At 73.4% G+C, this 22,138-nt stretch carries 18 protein-coding genes; 8 read left to right on the plus strand and 10 right to left on the minus strand.

What is annotated here, in order from left to right; all coding sequences use genetic code 11:
* Nucleotides 1–21: 21 nt before the first annotated feature.
* The 3 genes from ACGF4C_RS05800 to ACGF4C_RS05810 all read left to right on the plus strand — a co-directional run bounded on the left by ACGF4C_RS05800 (nt 22) and on the right by ACGF4C_RS05810 (nt 3,147).
* Nucleotides 22–1,602, plus strand: a complete 1,581-nt coding sequence (locus tag ACGF4C_RS05800; RefSeq protein WP_393563584.1) for an FAD-dependent oxidoreductase — start codon at nt 22–24, stop codon at nt 1,600–1,602.
* Nucleotides 1,603–1,736: 134 nt separating this feature from the next.
* Entirely contained in the window at nt 1,737–2,480 is a 744-nt protein-coding gene (locus tag ACGF4C_RS05805; RefSeq protein WP_393563586.1) for a maleylpyruvate isomerase family mycothiol-dependent enzyme, read from the plus strand.
* A 10-nt stretch (nt 2,481–2,490) separates the two neighbouring features.
* Nucleotides 2,491–3,147 (plus strand): MBL fold metallo-hydrolase, encoded by a 657-nt coding sequence (locus tag ACGF4C_RS05810; RefSeq protein ID WP_393563588.1) that lies wholly within the window; start codon nt 2,491–2,493, stop codon nt 3,145–3,147.
* Between the two features lie 85 nt (nt 3,148–3,232).
* On the opposite strand, the gene ACGF4C_RS05815 is transcribed toward ACGF4C_RS05810, so the two are convergent.
* The 4 genes from ACGF4C_RS05815 to uvrB form a co-directional block, all read right to left on the minus strand.
* Nucleotides 3,233–4,219, minus strand: a complete 987-nt coding sequence (locus ACGF4C_RS05815) for a TerC family protein (protein ID WP_393563590.1) — start codon at nt 4,217–4,219, stop codon at nt 3,233–3,235.
* A 216-nt stretch (nt 4,220–4,435) separates the two neighbouring features.
* Nucleotides 4,436–6,406, minus strand: coding sequence for a TerD family protein (locus ACGF4C_RS05820; protein ID WP_393563592.1), 1,971 nt, complete (start codon nt 6,404–6,406; stop codon nt 4,436–4,438).
* A gap of 104 nt (nt 6,407–6,510) precedes the next feature.
* Nucleotides 6,511–7,089, minus strand: coding sequence for a TerD family protein (locus ACGF4C_RS05825; protein WP_393563594.1), 579 nt, complete (start codon nt 7,087–7,089; stop codon nt 6,511–6,513).
* A 165-nt stretch (nt 7,090–7,254) separates the two neighbouring features.
* Nucleotides 7,255–9,387 carry an excinuclease ABC subunit UvrB gene (gene uvrB / locus ACGF4C_RS05830; protein WP_393563596.1) on the minus strand — a complete coding sequence of 711 codons (2,133 nt, stop codon included), beginning with the start codon at nt 9,385–9,387 and terminating at the stop codon, nt 7,255–7,257.
* 535 nt (nt 9,388–9,922) lie between these two features.
* On the opposite strand from uvrB, the gene ACGF4C_RS05835 reads away from it, so the two are divergent.
* From ACGF4C_RS05835 to ACGF4C_RS05845, 3 genes are all read left to right on the plus strand, one after another.
* Complete coding sequence (locus ACGF4C_RS05835; RefSeq protein WP_393563598.1) at nt 9,923–10,813, plus strand: glycerophosphodiester phosphodiesterase; 891 nt, start codon at nt 9,923–9,925, stop codon at nt 10,811–10,813.
* A gap of 90 nt (nt 10,814–10,903) precedes the next feature.
* Nucleotides 10,904–11,503 (plus strand): methylated-DNA--[protein]-cysteine S-methyltransferase, encoded by a 600-nt coding sequence (locus ACGF4C_RS05840; RefSeq protein WP_393563600.1) that lies wholly within the window; start codon nt 10,904–10,906, stop codon nt 11,501–11,503.
* A 78-nt stretch (nt 11,504–11,581) separates the two neighbouring features.
* Nucleotides 11,582–12,124 (plus strand): DUF1697 domain-containing protein, encoded by a 543-nt coding sequence (locus ACGF4C_RS05845; RefSeq protein WP_393563602.1) that lies wholly within the window; start codon nt 11,582–11,584, stop codon nt 12,122–12,124.
* Between the two features lie 21 nt (nt 12,125–12,145).
* Here ACGF4C_RS05845 and ACGF4C_RS05850 read toward each other — a convergent pair whose 3' ends face one another.
* The gene (locus ACGF4C_RS05850) at nt 12,146–12,616 is read right to left on the minus strand and encodes a type II toxin-antitoxin system PemK/MazF family toxin (protein ID WP_201802071.1); all 471 of its coding nucleotides are present in this window, start codon (nt 12,614–12,616) and stop codon (nt 12,146–12,148) included.
* Nucleotides 12,617–12,753: 137 nt separating this feature from the next.
* On the opposite strand from ACGF4C_RS05850, the gene ACGF4C_RS05855 reads away from it, so the two are divergent.
* Nucleotides 12,754–14,184 (plus strand): WGR domain-containing protein, encoded by a 1,431-nt coding sequence (locus tag ACGF4C_RS05855; RefSeq protein WP_393563604.1) that lies wholly within the window; start codon nt 12,754–12,756, stop codon nt 14,182–14,184.
* Nucleotides 14,185–14,213: 29 nt separating this feature from the next.
* On the opposite strand, the gene ACGF4C_RS05860 is transcribed toward ACGF4C_RS05855, so the two are convergent.
* From ACGF4C_RS05860 to ACGF4C_RS05875, 4 genes are all read right to left on the minus strand, one after another.
* On the minus strand, nt 14,214–14,852 hold the full coding sequence (locus ACGF4C_RS05860) for a uridine kinase (RefSeq protein ID WP_393563606.1): 639 nt from the start codon (nt 14,850–14,852) through the stop codon (nt 14,214–14,216).
* Nucleotides 14,853–14,893: 41 nt separating this feature from the next.
* Nucleotides 14,894–15,346 carry a hypothetical protein gene (locus tag ACGF4C_RS05865; RefSeq protein WP_393563608.1) on the minus strand — a complete coding sequence of 151 codons (453 nt, stop codon included), beginning with the start codon at nt 15,344–15,346 and terminating at the stop codon, nt 14,894–14,896.
* Nucleotides 15,347–15,389: 43 nt separating this feature from the next.
* Complete coding sequence (locus ACGF4C_RS05870) at nt 15,390–16,328, minus strand: IclR family transcriptional regulator C-terminal domain-containing protein (RefSeq protein ID WP_393563610.1); 939 nt, start codon at nt 16,326–16,328, stop codon at nt 15,390–15,392.
* A 159-nt stretch (nt 16,329–16,487) separates the two neighbouring features.
* A complete protein-coding gene (locus tag ACGF4C_RS05875) occupies nt 16,488–17,432 on the minus strand; it encodes a zinc-binding alcohol dehydrogenase family protein (RefSeq protein ID WP_393563612.1) in 945 nt (314 codons plus the stop codon).
* A gap of 723 nt (nt 17,433–18,155) precedes the next feature.
* Between ACGF4C_RS05875 and ACGF4C_RS05880 the strand changes: the two genes are divergently transcribed.
* On the plus strand, nt 18,156–19,736 hold the full coding sequence (locus ACGF4C_RS05880) for an FAD-dependent monooxygenase (protein WP_393563614.1): 1,581 nt from the start codon (nt 18,156–18,158) through the stop codon (nt 19,734–19,736).
* 485 nt (nt 19,737–20,221) lie between these two features.
* Here ACGF4C_RS05880 and ACGF4C_RS05885 read toward each other — a convergent pair whose 3' ends face one another.
* Entirely contained in the window at nt 20,222–22,135 is a 1,914-nt protein-coding gene (locus ACGF4C_RS05885; protein ID WP_393563616.1) for a helicase-associated domain-containing protein, read from the minus strand.
* Nucleotides 22,136–22,138 lie beyond the last annotated feature (3 nt).

A 22,138-nucleotide genomic window follows, 5' to 3' on the forward strand; every position in this document is an offset into this window, starting at 1 on the left:
TTAGTGGCTACACTTCGCCGCATGACCTATGACGCAGACGTAGTCGTGGCAGGGGGCGGCCCGGTGGGGCTGATGCTCGCCTGCGAACTGGCACTGGCCGATGTCCCGGTCGTCGTCCTGGAGCGGCTGACCGAGGTGGACACGACGATCAAGGCGGGGGCGATCAACACCCCCAGCGCCGAGGCCTTCTACCGGCGCGGGCTGCTCCCGGAGCTGGCCGAGGTGCAGCGCGTCGCCCTCGGGAGGTTCAGCGCGTTCCTGAGCCAGCGGCAGGCCGCCGGCGCCTCCGTGGTGCAGCAACCGCCCAAGTTCGCCGGGCACTTCGCGGGCATCATGCTGCGCGGCGACCTGCTGGACGAGTCCGATCCGGACTTCGACGCCGCGGGGCCCGCCGCCGACGTCGGGCTGGTCCCCCAGGAGTCCCTGGAACGGCTGCTCGCCGCGCGCGCCGCCGAGTTGGGCGTCGAGGTGCGCCGCGGGGTGACGCTGACCGGCTTCGACGCCGGGGACGACGGGGTGCGGGTGCACACCTCGCAGGGCACGCTGCGCACCGGCTGGCTGGTGGGGTGCGACGGTGGCCGCAGCACGGTCCGCCGGCTCGCCGGATTCCCGTTCCCCGGTACGGCCCCGGGGATCACCGGCCGCCAGGCCCTGGTGGAGATGACCGGTACCGAGGCGCTGGGGGCCGGCTGGAACTGGACGGAGCACGGCACGTACGCGCACGGTCCGATGCCCGGCCGGTTCCTCACCGTCGAATTCGACGGGCCGCCCGCGGACCGGGAAGCTCCGGTCACCGCCCAGGAGTTGGAGGCGTCGCTGCGCCGCGTCTCCGGGGTGGACGAGGTGCGGGTCCACAAGGTGATCTCGGCGACCCGGTTCACGGACAACGCCCGCCAGGTGCCCGACTACCGGGCCGGACGGGTGCTGCTCGCCGGTGACGCGGCGCACGTCCACTCGCCGTTCGGCGGGCAGGGGCTGAACCTGGGCATCGGCGACGCGATGAACCTCGGCTGGAAGCTGGCCGCGACGGTGCATGGTTGGGCGCCCGAGGGGCTCCTCGACACCTACACGGCCGAGCGGCACCCGATAGGCGCCTGGGTACTGGACTGGACCCGTGCCCAGGTGGCACTGATGCGGCCCGAGTCGCATGCGGGGGCACTGCGCCGGATCGTCGCCGAACTGGCGGGCACGGTCACCGCCACCACCTTCTTCGCCAAGAAGATCTCCGGTGTCTGGCAGCGCTACGACCTGCCCGGCGACCATCCGCTCACCGGCCGCAGCGCACCCGACCTGGAACTCTCCGACGGCAGCCGGCTCGGGGACCATCTGCGGGACGGACAGGGGCTGTTGCTCGATCTCGCCGATGACGCGGAGCTGCGCAAGTGCGCCGCCGGATATGGCGGACGGGTGCGGCTGCTGACCACCGGCTGCTCACAGCGGCCCGGGCTGGCGGGCCTGCTGGTGCGGCCGGACGGCTGCACCGCCTGGGCCGCGGACGTCCCCGGGGCCGACGCCGACGCGGGCGGGACGACGGGTGCGCCGGACGGGCCGGCGGCCGCGCTCCGGCAGTGGTTCGGCTCGCCCGCCGACCTGACGGGCTGACGCGGCCGGCCACTGGGAGGGGCGGCGCGCCCATGGCCCGTACGGCCGCCGCGCGCCGCCCGTACCGCCCCGCGTACGCCCCGATCGGTGCCCGCCGACTCCCGAACTCGCCGGGGCGGCGCTAGCTTCGGAACATGACCGTCACCCCGCCCCACTTCGCGCACGATGTGGCCGCCGTTCGTGAGGCCACCGACCGGCTCCTGATCTCGCTGGGCAAGCTCGACGACGCGGCGATCGGGGAACCCTCGCTGCTCCCCGGATGGACCCGCGGCCACGTCCTCGCCCATCTGGCACGCAACGCGGACGCCCTGGTCAACCTCCTCACCTGGGCCCGGACGGACGTCCGTACGCCGATGTACGCCGGTGCCGAGGCCCGGGACGCCGACATCGAGCGGGACGCCGACCGTTCCCTGGAGGCGCATCTGACGGACCTCAAGGAGAGCGCCGCGCGGTTCGACGCGGCGGTGGACGCGCTGCCGGAGGCGCGCCGCGCCTTCGAGGTGGAGATGCGCAACGGGGTCGTGGAGCGCGCCGACCGGCTGCCGTTGCGCCGGCTGGCCGAGGTGGAGCTGCACCACCTGGACCTCGGCGTGGGCCACACCCTGGACCAGCTGTCGCCCGCGTTCATCGACGGCGAGCTGGCGTTCCTCACCACCATCAAGTTCGCCGGGCATCCGGACCTGCCCGCCCTGGAGATCCGCACCGACGACGGCCGCCACTGGCGCACCGGACGCGCGACCACCGGCGCGGGGGAGGAGGCCGCGCCCGTGGTGGTGAGCGGCTCCGCGACGGCCCTGGTCGGGTGGCTCACCGGGCGCGGTGACGGCACGGAACTCGACGGTCACGGCTCCGCACTGCCTGTCGTCCCCCCGCTCTAAAGTGGGTTTCATGGCCTACAGCGGAGCAGTGAAGGTCGGCGGACCGGCCGACGTGCACGAGCTGACCGACCTGATGATCTCGAAGGTCGCGGTCGGTCCGATGGACAACAACGCCTATGTGCTGCGGTGCCGGGCGACCGACGAGCAGTTGCTGATCGACGCCGCCGCGGATCCGCACACCATCCTGGCGCTGGTCGGCGAGAGCGGTCTGGCGTCCGTCGTGACCACGCACCGCCACGGCGACCACTGGGGTGCGCTGCGGGAGGTGGTCGGCGCGACGGGCGCGCGGACGTACGCGGGCCGTTACGACGCCGAGGGCATCCCCGTCCCCACGGACGTCCTGGTCGACGACGGCGACACGATCACCGTCGGCCGGGTCAGCCTGACGGCGCGCCATCTGGTCGGCCACACCCCGGGCAGCATCGCGCTCGTCTACGACGACCCGCACGGCCCCCCGCACCTGTTCACCGGCGACTGCCTGTTCCCCGGCGGCGTCGGCAACACCTGGGGCGACGCCGAGAAGTTCAGCAGTCTGATCGACGGTGTGGAGAGCAAGCTCTTCGGCGAACTCCCCGACGAGACCTGGGTCTACCCGGGCCACGGCAACGACACCACCCTGGGCGCGGAACGCCCGCATCTGGCCCAGTGGCGCGAGCGGGGCTGGTAGCGGGACCGAGGGGACTGACGGCGCCGAGTCGACCCGTCATCGGGTCGGGCGGAGACGGGCCGGGTGCCGGCCCGTCTCCGGAGGTTCAGGCCCCGATGCGCTCCTCGGCGTCCGCCGCCTCGGCCGCCGACTGCTTCTTGGAGGCGCGCAGGCTGGTGAGCGTGGTGACGACCAGCACGGCGCAGATGACGCCCAGGGAGACCGGAATGCTGATCTCCGGTACGGCCACTCCGGACTCGTGGAGCGCGTGCAGCACGAGCTTCACGCCGATGAAGCCGAGGATGACCGACAGGCCGTAGGAGAGGTGGACCAGCTTCTTGAGCAGTCCGCCGATGAGGAAGTACAGCTGCCGCAGGCCCATCAGGGCGAAGGCGTTGGCGGTGAAGACGATGTACGGGTCCTGGGTGAGGCCGAAGATCGCCGGGATGGAGTCCAGGGCGAAGAGGACGTCGGTGGTGCCGATCGCCAGCATGACGATCAGCATCGGGGTCATCAGCCGCTTGCCGTTCTCGACGACGAACAGCTTGGTGCCCTGGTAGCGGTCGGTGGACGGGAAGCGCCGCTCGACCATCTTCAGGAAGCGGTTCTCCTCGTACTCCTCGTCCTGCTCGTCGGCCCGCGCCTCCTGGATGAGCTTCCAGGCCGTCCAGATGAGGAACGCACCGAAGAGGTAGAAGACCCAGGAGAAGTTGGCGATGATCGCGGCGCCCGCGCCGATGAAGCCGGCCCGCAGCACCAGCGCGATCAGGACGCCCACCATCAGCACCCGCTGCTGGTAGATCGCCGGGACCGCGAACTTCCCCATGATCAGGACGAAGACGAAGAGGTTGTCGACGCTCAGGGACTTCTCGGTGATGAAGCCGGCGAAGAACTCACCGGCCGGTGCGGTCCCGCCGAAGACCAGCAGCCCGAGGCCGAACAGCGCGGCGAGGGCGATCCAGACGGCGGTCCAGATGCCGGCCTCCTTGAGGGAGACCTCGTGTGGTTTGCGGCCGCCGATGAAGAAGTCGGCGGCTATCAGGGCGCAGAGACCAAGGATGGTCAGCACCCACAGGGTCAGGGAAACGTCCACTGCTCCTCCGGCAGAGTCGTACGGCACTCACAGCGTCGTCGCTGCCGGAGGTCTCTTCCGCCCCGCGCCGCCCGAAGGGCACGGGACCGGCGTCCCGGGATCTCGTCACACTCACGATCCGTGATGACGGGTACGCCGCATCGGGAGTACTCCCCTCCGCACCAAGAAGAGTAAAGGACGACCAAGATTTAGCAAAGGAATGGGTAAAGGTCCTGGTCAGGGGGTTGGTGGCAGGGGTGGCCCGGCGGGTTCTGTGCGGGCGGCGGCACGGCGGGCCTCCGCGAGCCGGGTCAGCACCTGGCGCACCACCTGGCTGCCCTTCGGGGCGAGCGCCGGCTCGTACGTCCAGGCGTGGCCGACCCACGGATCGGCGAGGTGGGCGTCCGGCACCGGGGTGAGGCGCAGCAGCGAACGCCACAGCGGGTCCAGCACCGGGCCGAACTCCCGGGACTGGGCACGGTCGGCGACCATCATCAGATGGACCCCGGCCGCCGGGCCCTCGTCGGCCAGATAGCGGAGCATGGTCACCGCGCGGTCGTCGAAGCCGTGCGGGAAGTCATGGACGATCAGCAGCTGTTCGGCGGTGTCCAGATCGGGCGGGAGCGCGTCCGCGGCCCGGCTGCGCACCGCCATCTGGACCAGATCGACCCGCCTGATCAGCCCCTCCAGGACCGTGGCCACCCCCTGGGCACCCGGCACCGGAGGCCCCGGCAGGGCACCGGTCTCCACGAGCGGCGCGAGCGCCTGCCCCGCCGCCCCGCCGGGATCGATGACCTGCACGGCGAACTCCCCGGCGGGGTGGACGGCGAGCAGCCGGGCGGCGATCGCGACGGCGGCCTCCAGGGCGAGCCGTCGTACTTCCGCCGCGTCCGGCGGGCCGTCCGTCAGCGCGCTGCCCAGCTCGCGCCGGCCGAACTCGCGCTCCGGTCCGGGCTCCGCGGCGCGGGCTAGGGAGTCGGGTCCGCTGTCGATCCACAGCCCGCGCTCCAACGGGAGCCGGACGAGCATGGGGATGCGCAGGTCCAGCACCTCGGGGAGGTGCAGATCGCCCAGCCGCAGCGCCATCGGGCGCTCCAGGGGGACGTGGTGGCCCTGCCATACGGGGTTGTCCCAGCGGGCGAACGCGGGCGGCAGGGCGGGCTCGACGACCTCCGACTCGGCGGTCAGCTGCGCCAGGTCGCGGTCGAGGGCGGCGCGGGCCCGGGTCAGCAGGGTGGCGTGCCGGTCGCGGGCGGTGGCCCGGGCGACGTCGGCGGCCGTGCCGAGGCGGTTGCGCGGGTCGGCGAGGACCTCGTCGAGCTCCTGCGCCAGACGGGACGCGGCGAAGTCCGAGGCGCTGCGGTAGGCCGCGACCGAACGGGCCAGGTCCTCGAACATGCCCCAGATCTGGTTGTAGAGCCGCTCCTCCATGCTCCATCCGGCGGCGTCCCCGGCCACGGGTGGCGGAGGACCGTCCGCCGCGGGAGCACCGGAGGAGGAGGCGCCGGACGGGGCGGTGGCGGGCGGCGTGGGGCCGGGGGCGGGTGTGCTGCGGCGGTCGGGGTGGCGGTAGTCGACGGGGCCGCCGGCGGCCGGGGTGGCGGCCGCGGACGTGGCGACGGGGGCGGGTGCCTCTCGGGTCGGGGCCTCTCGGGCCGGGGCCGGTGCGGCCGCCGCCTCGATCTCGGCGGCGAGTCCGGCCGCCCGGGCCAGCCCCTGGTCGTGCAGCAGCGCGGCCAGGCCGTCGGCGTATCCCTGGCCCACCGCCCGTACCTTCCAGGCGCCCTGTCGGCGGTACAGCTCGACGGCGACGACGGCCGTCTCGGCGGTCAGTCCGGTGAGGGTGTAGCCGGCCAGGCCCGTGCCGTCGACGGCGGTGAGCCGTACGGACGGTGCGGGCGCCGCGCCGAAGGTGGCCGGCGCGCCGCTCCGGGCGGCGAGCGCGAGCAGCACGCTGACGCGGTGGACGGCCGCGGGCAGCGCGTCGAGGTCCACCGTGATGCGGTGCTCGGCGGCCGCCTGGCCGGGCACCTCGACGCCGGGCCGGCGGGGCGCACCCGGGTGGACCACGGCGTCGGCGCCCGGCAGCCCGCCCTGCTCGTCGCCGAGCGTCACCCCGGCCACGACGGGGACGCCCGCCACGATCCGGATCTCCACCCGGCTCCGGTCCAGTGGATGGTTCTGGCCCCGGACCAGCTCGGCCGTCATCGTTCTTCCCCCTGGTTGTCACTCGTCCCGGGCCCGCCCCGGGCGGCTGCCCGGGGCGCACGGCGGCGCGGCCCGGGTGCGCGCTGCCGTGGTGCTGCGGCGGTTTACAGGTGCGGGACGATCGCCGGGACCAGGTCCTGGAAGGTGCGGCCGACGGAGGGCTCGCCGATGGCGGTCATCTTCCAGCCGTCGCCGACGCGGTGCACCTTGGCCATGACCTGTGCGGTGTAGTCGCCGCCGCCCGTGAGGGTGTAGCGGGCCAGCTCCTGGCCGGTGGTCTCGTCGACCAGCCGGCAGAAGGCGTCCTCCACCTCGGTGAAGGTCTGCCCGGTGAAGGAGTTGACGGTGAAGACGATCTGGTCGATGTGGACCGGCAGCCGCGCCAGGTCGACCAGGATCGCCTCGTCGTCGCCGCCCTGGCCGGCGCCGCCGACCAGGTTGTCACCGGTGTGCCGGACCGCGCCGTCATCGCTGACCAGGTGCTGGAAGAAGACGACGTCGATCGGCTGCTTGCCGGCGAACAGCACCGCCGAGGCGTCGAGGTCGATCTCCTTGGTCCGCCGGCCGAACAGTCCGCGGCGCGGCGCCGAGCGCCACCCGAGCCCCATCCGGACCGCGGTCAGCGTCCCCCCGTCGGACTTCTGCAGGCTGATGCCCTGTCCCTTGGACAAATTGACCGACACGCGCCGTCCCCTCTCTGTACCGTCCCGCCCACGTCTCCGGCGGCAGCTTCGACCCTACGCACGACGACGGGCCCGGGGCGTCACGGGCCCGTGTTTGTGGCGTTTCTGCAACACCGGGGCGGGCGCGCCACCCGCCTTGGTGAGTGCGCCACCCGCCCGGCCCCCCTACTTCACGCCGGCCTCCCTCATCTGCCGCAGCTCCTTCTTGAGCTCGCCGACCTCGTCGCGCAGCCGGGCGGCGATCTCGAACTGCAGCTCGGCCGCGGCGGCCCGCATCCGCTCCGTCATCTCCTCGATGAGCTCGGCGAGTTCGGCCGCCGGACGGTCCGTCAGCGGTGCCTCCGCCTTGGCGCCCTTGCCCTTCGCCGCCTTGGCGCCGAGCGCCGGGACCGGGGCCTTGCCCTTGGTGTCCTTGGCGTCGCCCGCCTTGCGGTAGCCGCTGCCCAGCAGCTCCCGGGTGTCGATCTCCTCGCGGGCGATGGTGGCGACGATGTCACCGATCTTCTTGCGGAGCGGCTGCGGGTCGATGCCGCGCTCCTTGTTGTACGCCAGCTGCTTCTCCCGGCGGCGGTTGGTCTCCTCGATGGCCTTCTCCATCGCCGGGGTGACCTTGTCGGCGTACATGTGCACCTGGCCGGAGACGTTGCGCGCGGCGCGGCCGATGGTCTGGATCAGCGAGGTCCCGGAGCGCAGGAAGCCCTCCTTGTCGGCGTCCAGGATGGCCACCAGGGACACCTCGGGCAGGTCGAGGCCCTCCCGCAGCAGGTTGATGCCGACCAGGACGTCGAACTCGCCGGAGCGCAGCTCGCGCAGCAGCTCGACGCGCCGCAGGGTGTCGACGTCGCTGTGCAGGTAGCGCACCTGGATGCCGAGTTCCAGGAAGTAGTCGGTGAGGTCCTCGGCCATCTTCTTGGTGAGCGTGGTGACCAGGACGCGCTCGTCCTTCTCGGTGCGGGTGCGGATCTCGTGCACCAGGTCGTCGATCTGCCCGTCGGTGGGCTTGACCACGACCTCCGGGTCGACCAGGCCGGTGGGGCGGATGATCTGCTCCACGAAGCCGTCGCTCCGGGCCAGCTCGTACGGTCCCGGAGTCGCGGACAGGTAGACGGTCTGCCCGATGCGGTCCAGGAACTCCTCCCACTTCAGCGGCCGGTTGTCCAGGGCGGACGGCAGCCGGAAGCCGTGGTCGACGAGGGTGCGCTTGCGGGAGGCGTCGCCCTCGTACATGGCGCCGATCTGCGGGACGGTGACGTGCGACTCGTCGATGACCAGGAGGAAGTCCTCCGGGAAGTAGTCGATGAGGGTGTTGGGCGCCGAGCCGGGCTCGCGGCCGTCCATGTGCATGGAGTAGTTCTCGATGCCGGAGCAGGAGCCGATCTGGCGCATCATCTCGATGTCGTACGTCGTGCGCATCCGCAGCCGCTGGGCCTCCAGCAGCTTGCCCTGCTTCTCCAGGGTGGCGAGCCGGTCGGCCAGCTCGGCCTCGATGCCGGCGATGGCCCGCTCCATGCGCTCGGGACCGGCGATGTAGTGGCTGGCGGGGAAGATGTACAGCTGCTGGTCGTCGCTGATGACCTCGCCGGTGAGCGGGTGGAGGGTGGAGAGCGCCTCGATCTCGTCGCCGAACATCTCGATCCGGACGGCCAGCTCCTCGTAGACCGGGAAGATCTCGATGGTGTCGCCGCGGACCCGGAACGTGCCGCGGGTGAAGGCCAGGTCGTTGCGGCTGTACTGGATGTCGACGAAGCGGCGCAGCAGCTGGTCGCGGTCGATCTCGTCGCCGACCTTGAGCGGCACCATCCGGTCGACGTACTCCTGGGGCGTGCCCAGGCCGTAGATGCAGGACACCGAGGCGACCACGACGACGTCACGCCGGGTGAGCAGGGAGTTCGTCGCGGAGTGGCGCAGCCGTTCGACCTCCTCGTTGATGGAGGAGTCCTTCTCGATGTACGTATCGGACTGCGGGACGTACGCCTCGGGCTGGTAGTAGTCGTAGTAGGAGACGAAGTACTCGACGGCGTTGTTCGGCAGCAGCTCGCGGAACTCGTTGGCGAGCTGGGCCGCGAGGGTCTTGTTGGGCGCCATCACGAGGGTCGGGCGCTGCAGCTTCTCGATCATCCACGCGGTGGTCGCCGACTTGCCGGTACCGGTCGCGCCCAGCAGGACGACGTCCTTCTCACCCCCGCGGACGCGCTGCTCCAGCTCGGCGATGGCCGCCGGCTGGTCACCACTGGGCTGGTACGGGCTGACGACCTCGAAAGGTGCCACCGTGCGTTCGATCTTTGATACGGGCCGCATGGGATCCACCGTACGACCCGCCACTGACAATCGACGTGGCAATTGCTCCGACCTGCGATTTCGCCAGCGGACCCGGCGGGCGGGCGGGGCTGCCGGCGGGACGCGGGGCGGGCGGCGCCGGCCGGACGCGGCGGGCCGCCGGCGGGGCGTGCCCCGCTGATCACCGCCGGCCGGCCCGACGGCACCGCTCCATGATCGCCCGGGCCCCCGCGCGGGGCGGTCCCTGAGGCCCGCTTTTCTGTCCGTATGACCAAAACCGGTCAGAAGCGCGACGGGTGACGCATCATCGGCCAAGATGCGCGGACGCCCGGGCTCCGGCAAGTTGGACGGCGGCGGAAGCGTACGTCTGTTGCATGACAGATCCGGGCATCCTGCAATTGCGCGACGCTCCACACGGCACACCGGCCACGTCTCGTTCAGCGCCCGGCCACCGCACGACCGCCTCCCGCTACGGCCCGGCTGCGAGCCTCTCTCCGTCCCTCCGGTTCCCGTCCGTTCTCGTCAGCTCACCTCAACGACGTCACGAGGAGTCCGTATGCGTATTCGCCCCGTCGCCACCGTCGTCGCCGGTGCGCTCATGGGTCTGTCCGCGCTCGTCCTCTCCCCTGCCGCCGCCCAGGCCGCACCGCACCGGACCGCCCCGGTGACGGTCGCCCACCGCGGCGCCTCGTCGTACGCCCCCGAGAACACCCTGGCCTCCATCGACGAAGCCGCCCGGCTCGGCTTCGAATGGGTCGAGAACGACGTACAGCGCACCAAGGACGGTGAGCTGGTCATCCTCCATGACAACTCGCTCGCACGGACCACCAACGTCAAGAAGGTCTTCCCCGACCGCTCCCCCTGGAACGTCTCGGACTTCACCCTCAAGGAGATCGAGAAGCTGGACGCGGGCAGCTGGTTCGGAGCGAAGTTCGAGGGCGAGCGGGTGCCGACCCTGGAGGACTACATGGACGAGGTCGAGGAGAACGACCAGAACCTGCTGATGGAGCTGAAGTCCCCGGAGCTCTATCCGGGCATCGAGCTGCAGACACTCAGGGAGCTGCGCCGGGCCGGCTGGCTGGACAGGGAGCATGTTCGGCACCGGCTGATCATCCAGAGCTTCAACGCCGACGCCATCAAGACCGTGCACACCCTCCGCCCCGACGTCAGGACCGGCTTCCTCGGGAACCCGTCGGTGGCCGACCTGCCGAAGTACGCGAAGTACTGCGACCAGATCAATCCGGTCCACACGGCGGTCACCCCGCAGTACGTCGCCGCCGTGCACGGGCTTCGGGGGCCGCACCGGCGGGCGCTGGACCTGTACACCTGGACCGTCGACGACGCGGCCACCGCGGTGAAGGTCGCCGGTCTGGGCGTCGACGGGATCATCACGAACAAGCCGGACGTGGTGCGGGAGGCCGTGGAGGGCCCCGACCACTCCGACTGAGCGCCGCCGACCTGCGGGAACGACCCAGCGGGAGGCCGTCGCGGGGCCGTTTCCCGCCGCGTTGTCAGTGGGGCGTCCTACCCTGATCAGGTGACGAATTCCGAGCAGGTTCCAGGGCCGGCGGCGCGGGCGGACACGCCGTCGAAGACCGGGTCCGCCGCGCGGCGCGACTGGGCGTGGACCCGCCTTGCGACCCCCATCGGTCCGCTGCTGCTCGCCGCGACGCGGGACGGTCTGGTGCAGGTCGTCTTCCATGCCGACGAGCGGAGGGGCCGCCGGGCGCTGACCCGGCTGGAGCAGTTCTTCGGCGGGCCGCCGCTCGCGGAGATACCCCATCTGGCGACGGCCGCGGCCGAGCTCACCGCCTATTTCGCCGGGGAGCTGCGGACCTTCACCGTGCCCCTGGACTGGTCGCTGTCGTCCGGTTTCCACGCCCGGGTCCTGCAGGCCCTGGCCTCCGGTGTCCGCTACGGCGACGTGGTCGGCTACCAGGACCTCGCCGACCGGGTCGGGGAGCCGGGTGCCGCCCGCGCGGTGGGTGCGGCGATGGGTTCCAATCCGCTGCCGGTCGTCGTGCCCTGCCACCGTGTCGTCGCCAGTGACGGCGGGATCGGCGGCTTCGGCGGCGGTCTGGAGACCAAGCGGCAGCTGCTCGCGCTCGAAGGCGTGCTGCCCGCGCCGCTCTTCTGATCCTGTCACTCCGGTTCCGGCTCCCGGTTCCGGCCGTCGTCCGTCCTCACCGAGGCCGGCTCCCCGAAGGGCAGTGCCATGTCCCGTCAGATCGCCCTGCTCCGCGGCATCAACGTCGGAGGCCACAACTCCTTCCCCAAGGCCCGGCAGCGGGAGCTTGCGGAGTCGCTGGGCCTGAAGGACGTCACCGTGCTGCTGCAGACCGGCAACCTCGTCTTCGCCGATCCGGGCACCCCGCCCGGCGAGACGGCCCGGAGGATCGAGGACCGGATCGCCGCCGACCTCGGCCTCACGGTGCCGGTGGTCGTGCGGACCCGTGACGAGCTGGCCGCCGCGGTCGCCGCGAATCCGTTCCCGGCGGCCGAGGCGGAGCCCAAGAGCCTGCACCTGACGTTCCTGTCGGAGGTGCCGGCCGACACCTCGCGCCTGGAGGCGATCGACCAGGCGGCGTTCGCGCCCGACCGGTTCCGGCTGGCCGGACGCGAACTGTACTTGTGGTGCCCGGACGGCATCGGCCGCTCCAAGCTCGCCGCGCTGGTGAGCCGCGTCCCGCTCGGGGTGACGGCCACTGCCCGTAACTGGAACACCGTCACCAAGCTGCTGGCGCTGGCGGAGGCCTGACGCCGCCCGGGCCCCGGGCGTTCAGCGCCAGCCGTGGAACTCCCGCAGCCGGTTGGCGACGAGGTTGAAGCGGCCCCGGTCCAGGGCGCACGCCTCGCGCCGCATGCCCTCCGGGTGCACCCGCAGGACCCGGTCGAGCGCCACCCAGGAGTCGCGGCCCGCGCGGTCCCAGGGGCCTGCGCCGATGGCCACCCACTCCCGGTCGTTGCTGTGCCGCTTGCTGGACAGCTGGACCGCCAGCAGCGTGCCGCCGGTCTCCCGGGCGACGACCAGTACCGGCCGGTCCTTGCCCCGGCCGTCGTTCTCCTCGTAGGGCACCCAGGTCCAGACGATCTCGCCCGGGTCCGGGTCGCCGTCCGGGTCGGGCGCGTAGGTCATCCGGACGGTGCCGACGGAGCCCGGCCGGGCTTCCACGGTTGCGGTGGGTCCCTGGCTGCCGGGCAGCGCGTCGGCCGCGCCGGAGGGGTCTGATGCGGTGAAGGAAGAGGTCACGCCCCCACGCTAACCGCCGCCCTGAGCAGGGCTTTCAGCGGCCCCGGCGCACGCTCCACGGCCCGTTGTCAGTGGTCGGCCGTACGGTTTTTCACAGCGGGGGACGGCCGTCGGGGCCGCCCGGGGAGGGGAGCACCATGTCCGAGACCACGACGTATCTGGAACTGTCCCAAGAGGGCGGCGGCGCCCACAAGTTCTACGAGGTGACGGTGCGGGACACGGTCGTCTCGGTGCGCTACGGCCGGATCGGCGCGGCCGGCCAGCAGCAGACCTCGACGTTCCCGACGCGGGAGAAGGCACAGGCCGCGGCCGCGAAGAAGATCGGCGAGAAGGTCCGCAAGGGCTACGCCCCGGCCGTCCAGGGGCAGCGCAGCGCCCGCCCGGTGACACGCCGTCAGGTGTCCTCGGCGCCGTCCACGGCCCGCGCGGTCGCGCCGGTGCTGTGGCGGTTCCGCACGGGCGCCGCGGCGTTCGGCATCCACATCGACGAGGACCGCGCCTGGGTCGCCAACCAGAACGGCGATGTGCACGCCCTCGGCCACGACGGCGAGGTGCTGGCGCACTACCGGCTGCCGGCCGGCGTCAAGTGCCTGGTGGCGGACGACTTCTGGATCTACGCCGGCTGTGACGACGGCACGGTCTACGACCTCTCCTCGAAGCTCCCGTTCGCCGCCTACGACATCGCCCCCGACGTCGACATCTTCTGGCTGGACATCCGCGAGGGCATCCTGAACGTCGCGGACCGCAACGGCGGTCTGACGGTCATCGACCACGAGGACGAGTACCAGTGGTCGCGACGCAGTGCCGGCGAGCACGCTTGGATGGTGCGGCGGGACGAGCGCGCCGTCTACCACGGCCACCGCCGCGGCGTGACGGCCTATTCCGCCGACGGCAGCGGCGAGTTGTGGCACACGCCGACCCAGGGCGCGGTGCTGTTCGGCTGGCAGGAGGACGACTCGGTGTACGCCGGTACCGACCGGCGGGTGGTCCAGCGGCTGGCGAAGGACTCCGGGGCGCTGGAGGCGACGTATGCCTGCGACACGGTCGTCTACTCCTGCGCGACGGCACCGGACGGCCGCTACGTCTTCGCCGGCGACTCGGCCTCGTCGGTGTACTGCTTCGCCGCCGACGGCACCCGCCTGTGGAAGCTGGGCACGGGCGGGGGTTCGGCGCTGTCGATGCAGTATCTGGACGAGAAGCTCTACATGGTCACCACCGACGGATCGCTGGTGTGCGTGGACGCGAGCGAGGCGGCCGTCGCCGCCGCCCGGGCGGGCACGGTGCCGGTGGCCCGGGATGTGAAGTCGGCCGCCGCGCTGCCGACGTACACGCCGTCGGCCACGGTGCGGACGGTGGCGTCCGCGGCCGCCTCGGGGGTCGTGGTGGAGTGCGTGCAGGAGGGCGGCCGGCTGCGGGTCCATGTGGTCTCCGAGGGCTACGAGCCGTCCTGGAACGTCCAGTTCCCCCGTCACATACGCCGGCCCGGGGCGCGGTACGTCGTCGACGACCTGTCGGCGGCCGCGGGCGGGTTCTACCGCGTCCGCGGCGAGATCCGGCAGCTCGTCTGAGGCCGCCGGACCGTTCTGCGGCCGCCGGATCAGGCGGGTCCGCTCCAGGCCGGCCGGCGCGGGTCGTCGGTCCGCACGACGATGTCCGCGGCCTCCTCGGGCCGGGTCTCGGCCTCGTAGCGCGCGAAGGCGGGCAGCGTCCAGTGCTCGTGCTGCGGGGTACGGCGAGCGAGCGCGGCCGGCGACAGCGTGAGGTGGACGGTGAGATCGAAGGGGAACCAGTGACCGAGCAGGAGGGGACCGTGCAACAGCAGGACGCCGCCGGGCGGCAGCGTCACGTACGCGCTGCGGGTCGCCCGGTCGGCCACCGGGTCCCAGAGGTCCGGGAGGACGCGTCCGGTGCCGCCCGGGTCGAGCGGCTGGAACACCTCGCGCCACAGCGCCTGCCGGTCGAACCACTCGTCGTGGTAGGCGTCCGGGTCCTCCCGGCCGTATTCGAGGCGCAGCGAGGCGGGGCGCAGGAAGCCGAAGGCGCCGGCCTTGTGCACCGCCCGGCCGCGGAGCCGCAGTGCCTCGGCGAGCCGCCCGGCCAGCTCGCCGGGTGCGGCGGCGGGCGCTCCGTCGAGGGCGACTCTCCGCCAGGGGCTGCCGTCCTCGGCCTCCGTGGTGAGGATCCGCTCGGCGAGCGCGTCGGTGAGCCGTTCCCAGGTGATCGCTTCGAGCCGCACCCCGCCATTGTGCCGGGCGGCGGGGCGCGGCGCGCGGGGCGTCAGCCGGGGAGCGGTCCGCCGGGCGGGGCGTGGAAGGTGAGGTCTCCGGAGACGACGCCGGCCTGGATGACCGCGCCGTGCTGGACCCCGCCGCTGATGGTGTTGTGCACCTCCGGCACGGTTCCGCGGTCCGGTTCGGGCGCCACCTCATCGAGCAGGGCGCGGAGTTCGGCCGCGGCGGCCGGGTCCTCGCTGAGCAGCCGGCGCAGCCGCAGCCGCCAGGCCGTGGTCACGCCCGCCACCCCGTCCTGGTCGCCCTCCTCCTGCGCGGCGACGAGATCGGCGCGCGAGTCGTCCAGTTCGCCCTCCAGCGCGGCCTCGTCCCCGGCGCCCCGGCGGCGGGCGAGGAAGGCCGCCATGCGGCGCCGGACGGTCGCCCAGCCCTCCGTCGCCATCTGCTGTACGAGCGTGGTCGCCCCTGCCGTGGCGAGTGCCACCAACTCCGCTTCCATCGGTCCCCCTCGGGTGTCGGGTGTGGTTCGGTCCCGCCGCGGTTCAGGCCTGGCCCGCGTCCGGGCCGGCGGCGCCGTGGCGGCTGAGTTCGGCCGCCGCCTCCTTCGTCGCCTCGATGACGTTCTCGGGGGCCACCGGCATCACGGACTTGAGCTTGAGCAGCAGGACGGCCCCCATGATGGAGCCGTCCCACATGATGGGCGCGGCGCAGGAATTCCATCCGGCCATGCACTCCTCGTAGCCGAGCGCATGGCCGAGGTCGCGGACCTCCGCGAGGGAGGCCACCAGTGCGTCGTTGTCCCGGTAGACGCCCGGTCCGGCCTGGTCCGGTACGGGCTCGGCCAGGACCCGCTGCTGGAGCACCTCCGGCAGGTAGGCCAGGATCGTCCGCCCGGAGGCGCCGGTGCGCAGGGAGCGCGTCACGGACAGCACATCGCGCGGTGTCATGCCGAGTTCGGCCAGGTCGGAGTCGCCGACGGCCATGTCGACGCACTGCCGTTGGGCGCCGGAGAAGGGCGCCACCATGTAGAGGAAGGCCAGGCCGCCGTCGGTGGCACTCCGCAGTTCCTGCAGCACGGTCTGGGTGACGGTGCCGTCGAGGCGGTGGTCCAGCGCGGTGAAGGCGAGCTGGGCGGCGGAGGTGCACAGGCGGTACAGGCCGCGGTCGACCCGTTCGAAGATGCGCTGGTAGATGCCGGACTGCAGGATGCGGTAGACGACGGAGTCGTCCAGTCCGGTGAACTCGGCTATCTCGCCGGGGCCGTGGGCCGATCCGCCGAGTTCGGCGAAGGCGGTCTGGACGAGGAAGACCCGCTCGGCATGGCTGGATCCCGACGTCCGGCTGCCCCCCGAGTGCCCGTTCCTGGCCGTCCGGCGTCCGCTCTTGCGCCCCGGGGAGCCCGGCGCAGTGACGCCGGTGCCCGAAGCGGAGGCGGGCGCGGCCGAGGCCGGCGAACCCGGTGCTGTGGTGCTGTTGCCCATCGTGTGCTCTCTCCCCTGGCAGTGTTCCGCGCCCGAAGGCGCCCGGCGTGTCCGGTGGAAGCCGACGCCCCCGTCACCCGCGGCCGCACCCTCCGGCAGTCGGCGCCCGGAAGTGCTCCCGGAGCCGTTCTGCCCGCCCGCGGCCCCGGGTTGTCCGCATTATCGGGTGACGTCGAGGGCGAGTTTCCCGGTCGGTGTGCGGGCGGTGAGGTCGTGGTGCGCCCGGGCCGCCTCACCGAGCGGGTAGGCCGCGCCGGTGAGCGGCTCGAGGGTGCCGTCGGCGACGGCGTCGAACAGCGCCCGCATGGACGTCGGCAGTGCCGTACGGTCCGCGTAGAGCTGCGGCAGCCAGAAGCCGGAGACGGTCAGGGAGCGCTCCATCAGGTCCCGGGTCGGGACGTTCGCCAGGTCGCCGCCGGCGAAGCCGTAGACGGCGAGCCGGCCGCGCGGTGCGACGGCGGCGAGGGTACGGGTGAAGGTGGCGCCGCCGGTCATCTCCAGGGCGGCGTCGACGGGTCCGCCGGCGGCGTCCAGGATGCGCTCCGTCAGGTCGTCGGCGTGCGAGTCGATGACGGCCTCGGCGCCCAGTCCGGCGGCCAGTTCGCGCTTCTCGGGCGAGCCGGCGAGGCCGATGACCCTGGCCCCGGCGTGCGCGGCGAGCTGGACGGCCAGGGAGCCGACGCCCCCGGCCGCGGCCGGCACGACGAGGGTCTCGCCCTTGGTGATCCGCAGTACGGTGAACAGCAAGTGCCAGGCGCTGTTGCCCTGGAGGGCCAGTGCGACGGCCTGTTCGTCACTGATGGCGTCGGGCACGTCCCAGGTGACGCGGCGGTGCAGCAGGGTCCGTTCCGCGTAGCCCCCGCCGCGGCACAGCCCGACGACCCGGCGGCCGCCGTCCACGGTCCCCACGACCTCGTTGCCGGGTATGTACGGCAGCTCCACGGGAGCGAGGTAGGAGTCCCCCCGGACATGGACGTCCGCGTAATTGACACCGGCCAGGGTCACCTGGACCAGCGAGTGGCCGCCGCGGGGTGCGGGCTCGGGCACGTCCTCCAGCCGCAGCACGTCCGGACCGCCGAAATCTCGCATCACAATCGCGCGCACGACTCTCCCTCAAGTTCACAAGTGCGGTGCCCGCACAGGGTAGGCGGGGCGTCCGTTGTCGGGCGGATACCCGATCATTTCGCGCCAACCATGAGAGGTTCGGGCTGCCCTTGCCCTTCGTCTGGCGAGATTTTCCCGCCCGCTTTCTCGCGACGCGAGAAACCGCCAGTGCGGTTTCCACCCATTGCGCCGTTTTGCTTCGGATATACCCAGCGGTATGGCCGAGGTGGCTGCCTCGCATCCCTCGCTCAAACTCGGCTACCGGATGTGATCGCCGCCGCCTACGATCCCGAATTGTGTCCGCCGTTGACCACTGGTGACGGCCGCGTCCCCTGGGGCCGAGCACGCTCCGCGAGGCAGCGCTGCTCGCCCACCGCACCCGGTGATACGGGCGGGTGGCGGAGGGCCTGGCCGCCTGCAGGGCAGCGCGGGCACGGCCTGAGGGGGAATCATGATGGGGAAATCGGGGGGCGGCAGGCCGGCGTACGCGCCGGCCTGCCGGGACCCACAACGCGCACTGCCACTTCCACCGGCACCTCTCCGCCTGCTGCGGACCGCATCCGCGTCCTTGCCGCCCTCGCTGACGGCCACCGTCGCGGCTGCCACGGATGCCGTCCTCGCCGCCGCGCGCCGCCACTCCCGGCCGTACGCGGCACCGCTCTACCTGGACGCGTCCCGCCCCCGCCGGGGGACCGTGCGCCGCCGACGAGAACGGGACTGCCCATGAACGCCTCGAGCAGTACGCCCGGCACCGGGCTGCAGTTCACCCACCCCTACCTCGCCGTGGTGCTCGGCGGCGGCTTCACGGGCATGCTCGCCGCGGCGGCGCTGTCCGAGTACGCCGAGGTCATCGTCGTCGAGCGGGAGCGGCTGCCGCGGACCCCGGCGCTGCCGACCGACCTGCCGCACGCCCGGCACGCGCATCTCCTGGCCGCGGACGGTGCCCGGATGGTCGAGGACCTGGTGCCCGGCAGCGTCGAGCGCTGGCTGGCGGAGGGCGCCCGCCGGGTTCCGGTGCCGGCGGAGCTGGCCGGCCGTGCTCCGCTGGGCCGGTCGGACCGGCACTGTCCGCCGCATCTGATCGCCTGTTCCCGCGACCTGCTCGACCGGGTCGCCCGCCAACAGGTGTCCGCCCGCCCCGGGGTCGCCGTCATCGACGGCACCGAAGCGGAGGAGCTGACCGGCACCGCGGAACACGTCACCGGGGTCCGGGTCCGCGACACCACGACCGGCGAAACGTATCGGCTCGATGCCGACCTGGTCGTCGACGCCACCGGCCGCCACTCCACCAGCCGGGCGCGCCTCGCCGCCCTGGGACTGCCGCGGGTGGCCGAGGACCTCGCGGACTCCGCGACCGTCTCGGCGACCCGCATCTTCCGCGCCCCCGAGGGCAGCGACAACTTCCCGGTGCTGACGTCCCGTTCAGGCCTCGTCGCGCCGCCGCCCGGTCGTTCCGGTACCACCCGCAGCGTCGCCGGACGTGCCCTGCGGGTGCGGGCCGTCCCGGAGCGGACCGCGACGCTGGTGCCGATCGAGGGCGGCCGCTGGCTGGTCACGCTCACCGGCACCGGCGAGGACCGGCCGACCCAGCACGCCGGCCGGTTCGTGCCGTTCGCCCGGCGCGCGGGGGACCCCCGCATCGGCGACCTCATCGCCGAGGCCGAGCCGCTGAGCGAGGTGCGGCTGTCCCGCGACCCGGTCAACCGGCGACGCCGCTACGAACAACTGCCGTCCTGGCCCTCGGGATTCCTCGCGCTCGGCGGCGCGGTGGCCGCGCTCAGCCCGGATTTCGGCCAGGGCCTCTCGCTCGCCGCCCACGGCGCCGCCGCGCTGCGCGAGGCGCTGGGCCGGTACGGCCTGGACGATCCGGCGCTCGCCCGGAGGGTCCAGCGCACCATCGGGCGCCTCGTCGACGAGCTCTGGTCCGTGGCCACCGGTGTGCCCAGCCACTCCCCCGCCGCCGGCCGGACCACCGTCTGCCGCGCCTACCTCGACGTCATCACCGGCGGCCCGCGTCCGGCACCGTTCCTGCGCGGCCCGGCCGCTCTGGCCATGCTGCGGGACACGGCCCGGGCCCGTCCGGTCACCGGCGCCACCGACTGGGAGGCGCCCCCGCTGCCCGTCCCGCCCGCCGCGCCCACCGCCTCCGGCGCTCCGCCCGAGGTCTCACCGGCCACGGCCGCCGCACCGTCCGCGGTCACGGCCGCCCCCACCACCCGACGCCTCCCCCGCCCGCGCGGCTTCCGTCCGACGGCACTGCGCCGCACCGGCGGTACAGGGCACCGCAAACCGGCCGAGGGCTGACCCCGCGGCCGCCTGCCGGGACGTACCGCTGGGGCGTCGCGGATCGGGGTGGACGGCGGTCTACGGCGCCGGTGTCCAGGACCTCGGCCACGGCACGGACGGCCGGCGCGGGGAGTTGGGGGACGCGGTGTTCCGTCGCCGTGGAGGCCGGCGGGCAAGTGCGGTGGCTGGACCCGGGAAGCTGACCGGAGTGCTGGCCGGCCGGGCTCCGTTGGTGCCCGCGTTGTACCGCGGCCCCTACGAGGCGGGCGCGGTGATGGAGTTGGCCGAGGGCCGCGAGACGTTGTCCGGGCGCCCGGCGCACCTCCGGGAGGTGTGGTCGTCCGCCCGCTCCGGGACCGCTACCGTGCGGAGCCGGGCGCCCGGGCCGTGGTCAAGGTGGTCGGCGGCCGCCTGTCCGACGCGCAGGGGCGGCACGGAGTACGAGTTGCCGCCGCCCGGGCCGCTCTCGTGCGCCGTCCACCGCGGCCCGTTTCCGCCCCCGGTCAGGGCCGCCCGCTCAGGGTGGCCTCCTGTGGCTGTTCGTGTCCCAGGAGGCGCCGGGCGAGGTGGAGCGGGGCGTGCGGGTCGCGGGCCGGCGCGGGGGCCTGGCTGCGGTGCGAGGGGAGGCGTTCGACGGTGGTCGTGCCGGTGTCGGACTCCAGGGCCGGCGCGTAGCCCGCGGCACGCAGCGCGTCCAGGGTGGCGGTCGGCGGCCGGCCGCTGACCAGGACGGTCGGGGCGATGGCGCGCAGGGCGAGGTCGCGCAGTGCGCGGTGGCCGGCGAGTTCCCGGACGAGCGTTTCGTCGTCGGAGCGGATGCAGCAGGCCGCGGGCAGCACCTGCATCCGCCCGTGGGCGCGGGCGGCGTCCCGGACGAGGTAGTGGAGCGGCTGCGGCAGACCTCCGGTCGCCGAGGCCCCGGTGAGCTCCGTCAGGAGGGTGTCGGCGGAGTGTCCGGCGTCCAGCGCGCGGCGCACCGATGCCGGGGTGAAGCGCCAGGTCACGGCGTGTTCCTCGGACTCCCGGTCGGCGGCGGAGGCGAGCAGTCGGGCAAGCGCGGCGGACGGACGGCCGGGTACGACGGCGGTCAGATCGGCCTGGAAGTGGGCCTGTTCGAGCGGTGGCGGCAGCAGGTCCCCGAGCGGCTCGGCGAGGGCTTCCGGACCGTTGAGCAACGCCCGCCCGAGGGGGGTGAGGGTGCCGTGCGCGACGAGGCCGAGGTAGGCCGCTTCGTGGAGGGTGTGGACGGCACGTTCCTCGGCCATCGGCTGTCGCGTGACGGCGAGCGGGCGGTACCAGTCCGCCGCCCGGAGAAGGTCCGTCAACGGCCCGTCCACGGGCTCCGGTTGCTCCGAGGCTCCCGTGGACGGCAGGGGCGGCAGGGGTGCTCCGGCGCCGGCGGGCACGGTGGCCAGGGCGGCGAGGAGGGCGTGCCGGAGGGCGGGGGCGTGCCGGTCGCTGCCGCGGACGAGGGCGCTCGGGGCCTCTCCGAACGGCGTGTGGGTGGGGACGGCCCACAGGGCGGACCAGGCGGCGAGGACGGGGGCCAGGCGGGCGCCGGGCGGGTGCTCCAGCCAGTCGTCATAGGCGCCGGTGGGGAGCGCGGTGATGCCCGCCGGGGTGCGCGTGAGGGCGATCAGCTCGGCGGCCAGGGCGAGGTCGAGGAGCAGGCGGACGTGCGGTTCGGTGGCGCCGGCGGCCTTGGCCAGCCGTTTGATCTCCCGTACGGCCAACCCGCCCGACTTGCGGAGGGCGGCGGGCCGGGTGGCCAGAGAGGCCAGCAGGCGCTCCAGGGTGGCGGCGAAGGCGGCCGCGGCAGCCCGGGACTCGTCGTACGGCGAGGTCGCCGGGACCGGTGCGGCGGGCGTGCCGGGGTCGGCGCTCGGGTCCGGGGCGAGCCGTGGGGCATCGGGGCGGAACGGGCCGAGGTCGTGGGCGCCGAGGAGTTGGGGGACGCGCGGCGGGACGACGACGGCACCGTCTTCGGTGGGCGCGGCGAGGCCGTCGTCGTAGAGGGCGCGCAGGGCCGCCTCCGCGGCGGAACGTGCCGGTCCGGGCCGGTCGGCGCCGAGCGCGGCGAACACGTCCTGGGGCGGGACCGGTTCGCCTGCCAGGTGGGCGAAGGAGAGCCGGTGCGCCATCAGGGACTGGTAGTCGGCGCCGGGCGCGGGAGCGGTCCGTCCGGTGCGTTCCTGGCTGAGCCGGGCGGTGGTGGCGAGTACCTGGAGCCGGGGGTGGTCGAGGTGCAGCACCAGGTGGTGGAGGGTTTCGTAGGACCACAACGCGGTTGCCAGCCCGCGGAGTTCGGTGGGGGCGGGCCGGCGGGCGAGCGGCTCGGCGTGGCGGGTGAGGAGTGCGGCGAGCTGCTCGGGGGTGCGGCGGGCGAGGGCGCGGGTGAGTGTGTCGAGACCTTCCACGGC

This window comes from Streptomyces sp. NPDC048197, from assembly GCF_043202395.1.
In the GTDB taxonomy this organism is placed as follows: Bacteria; Actinomycetota; Actinomycetes; order Streptomycetales; family Streptomycetaceae; genus Streptomyces; species Streptomyces siderophoricus.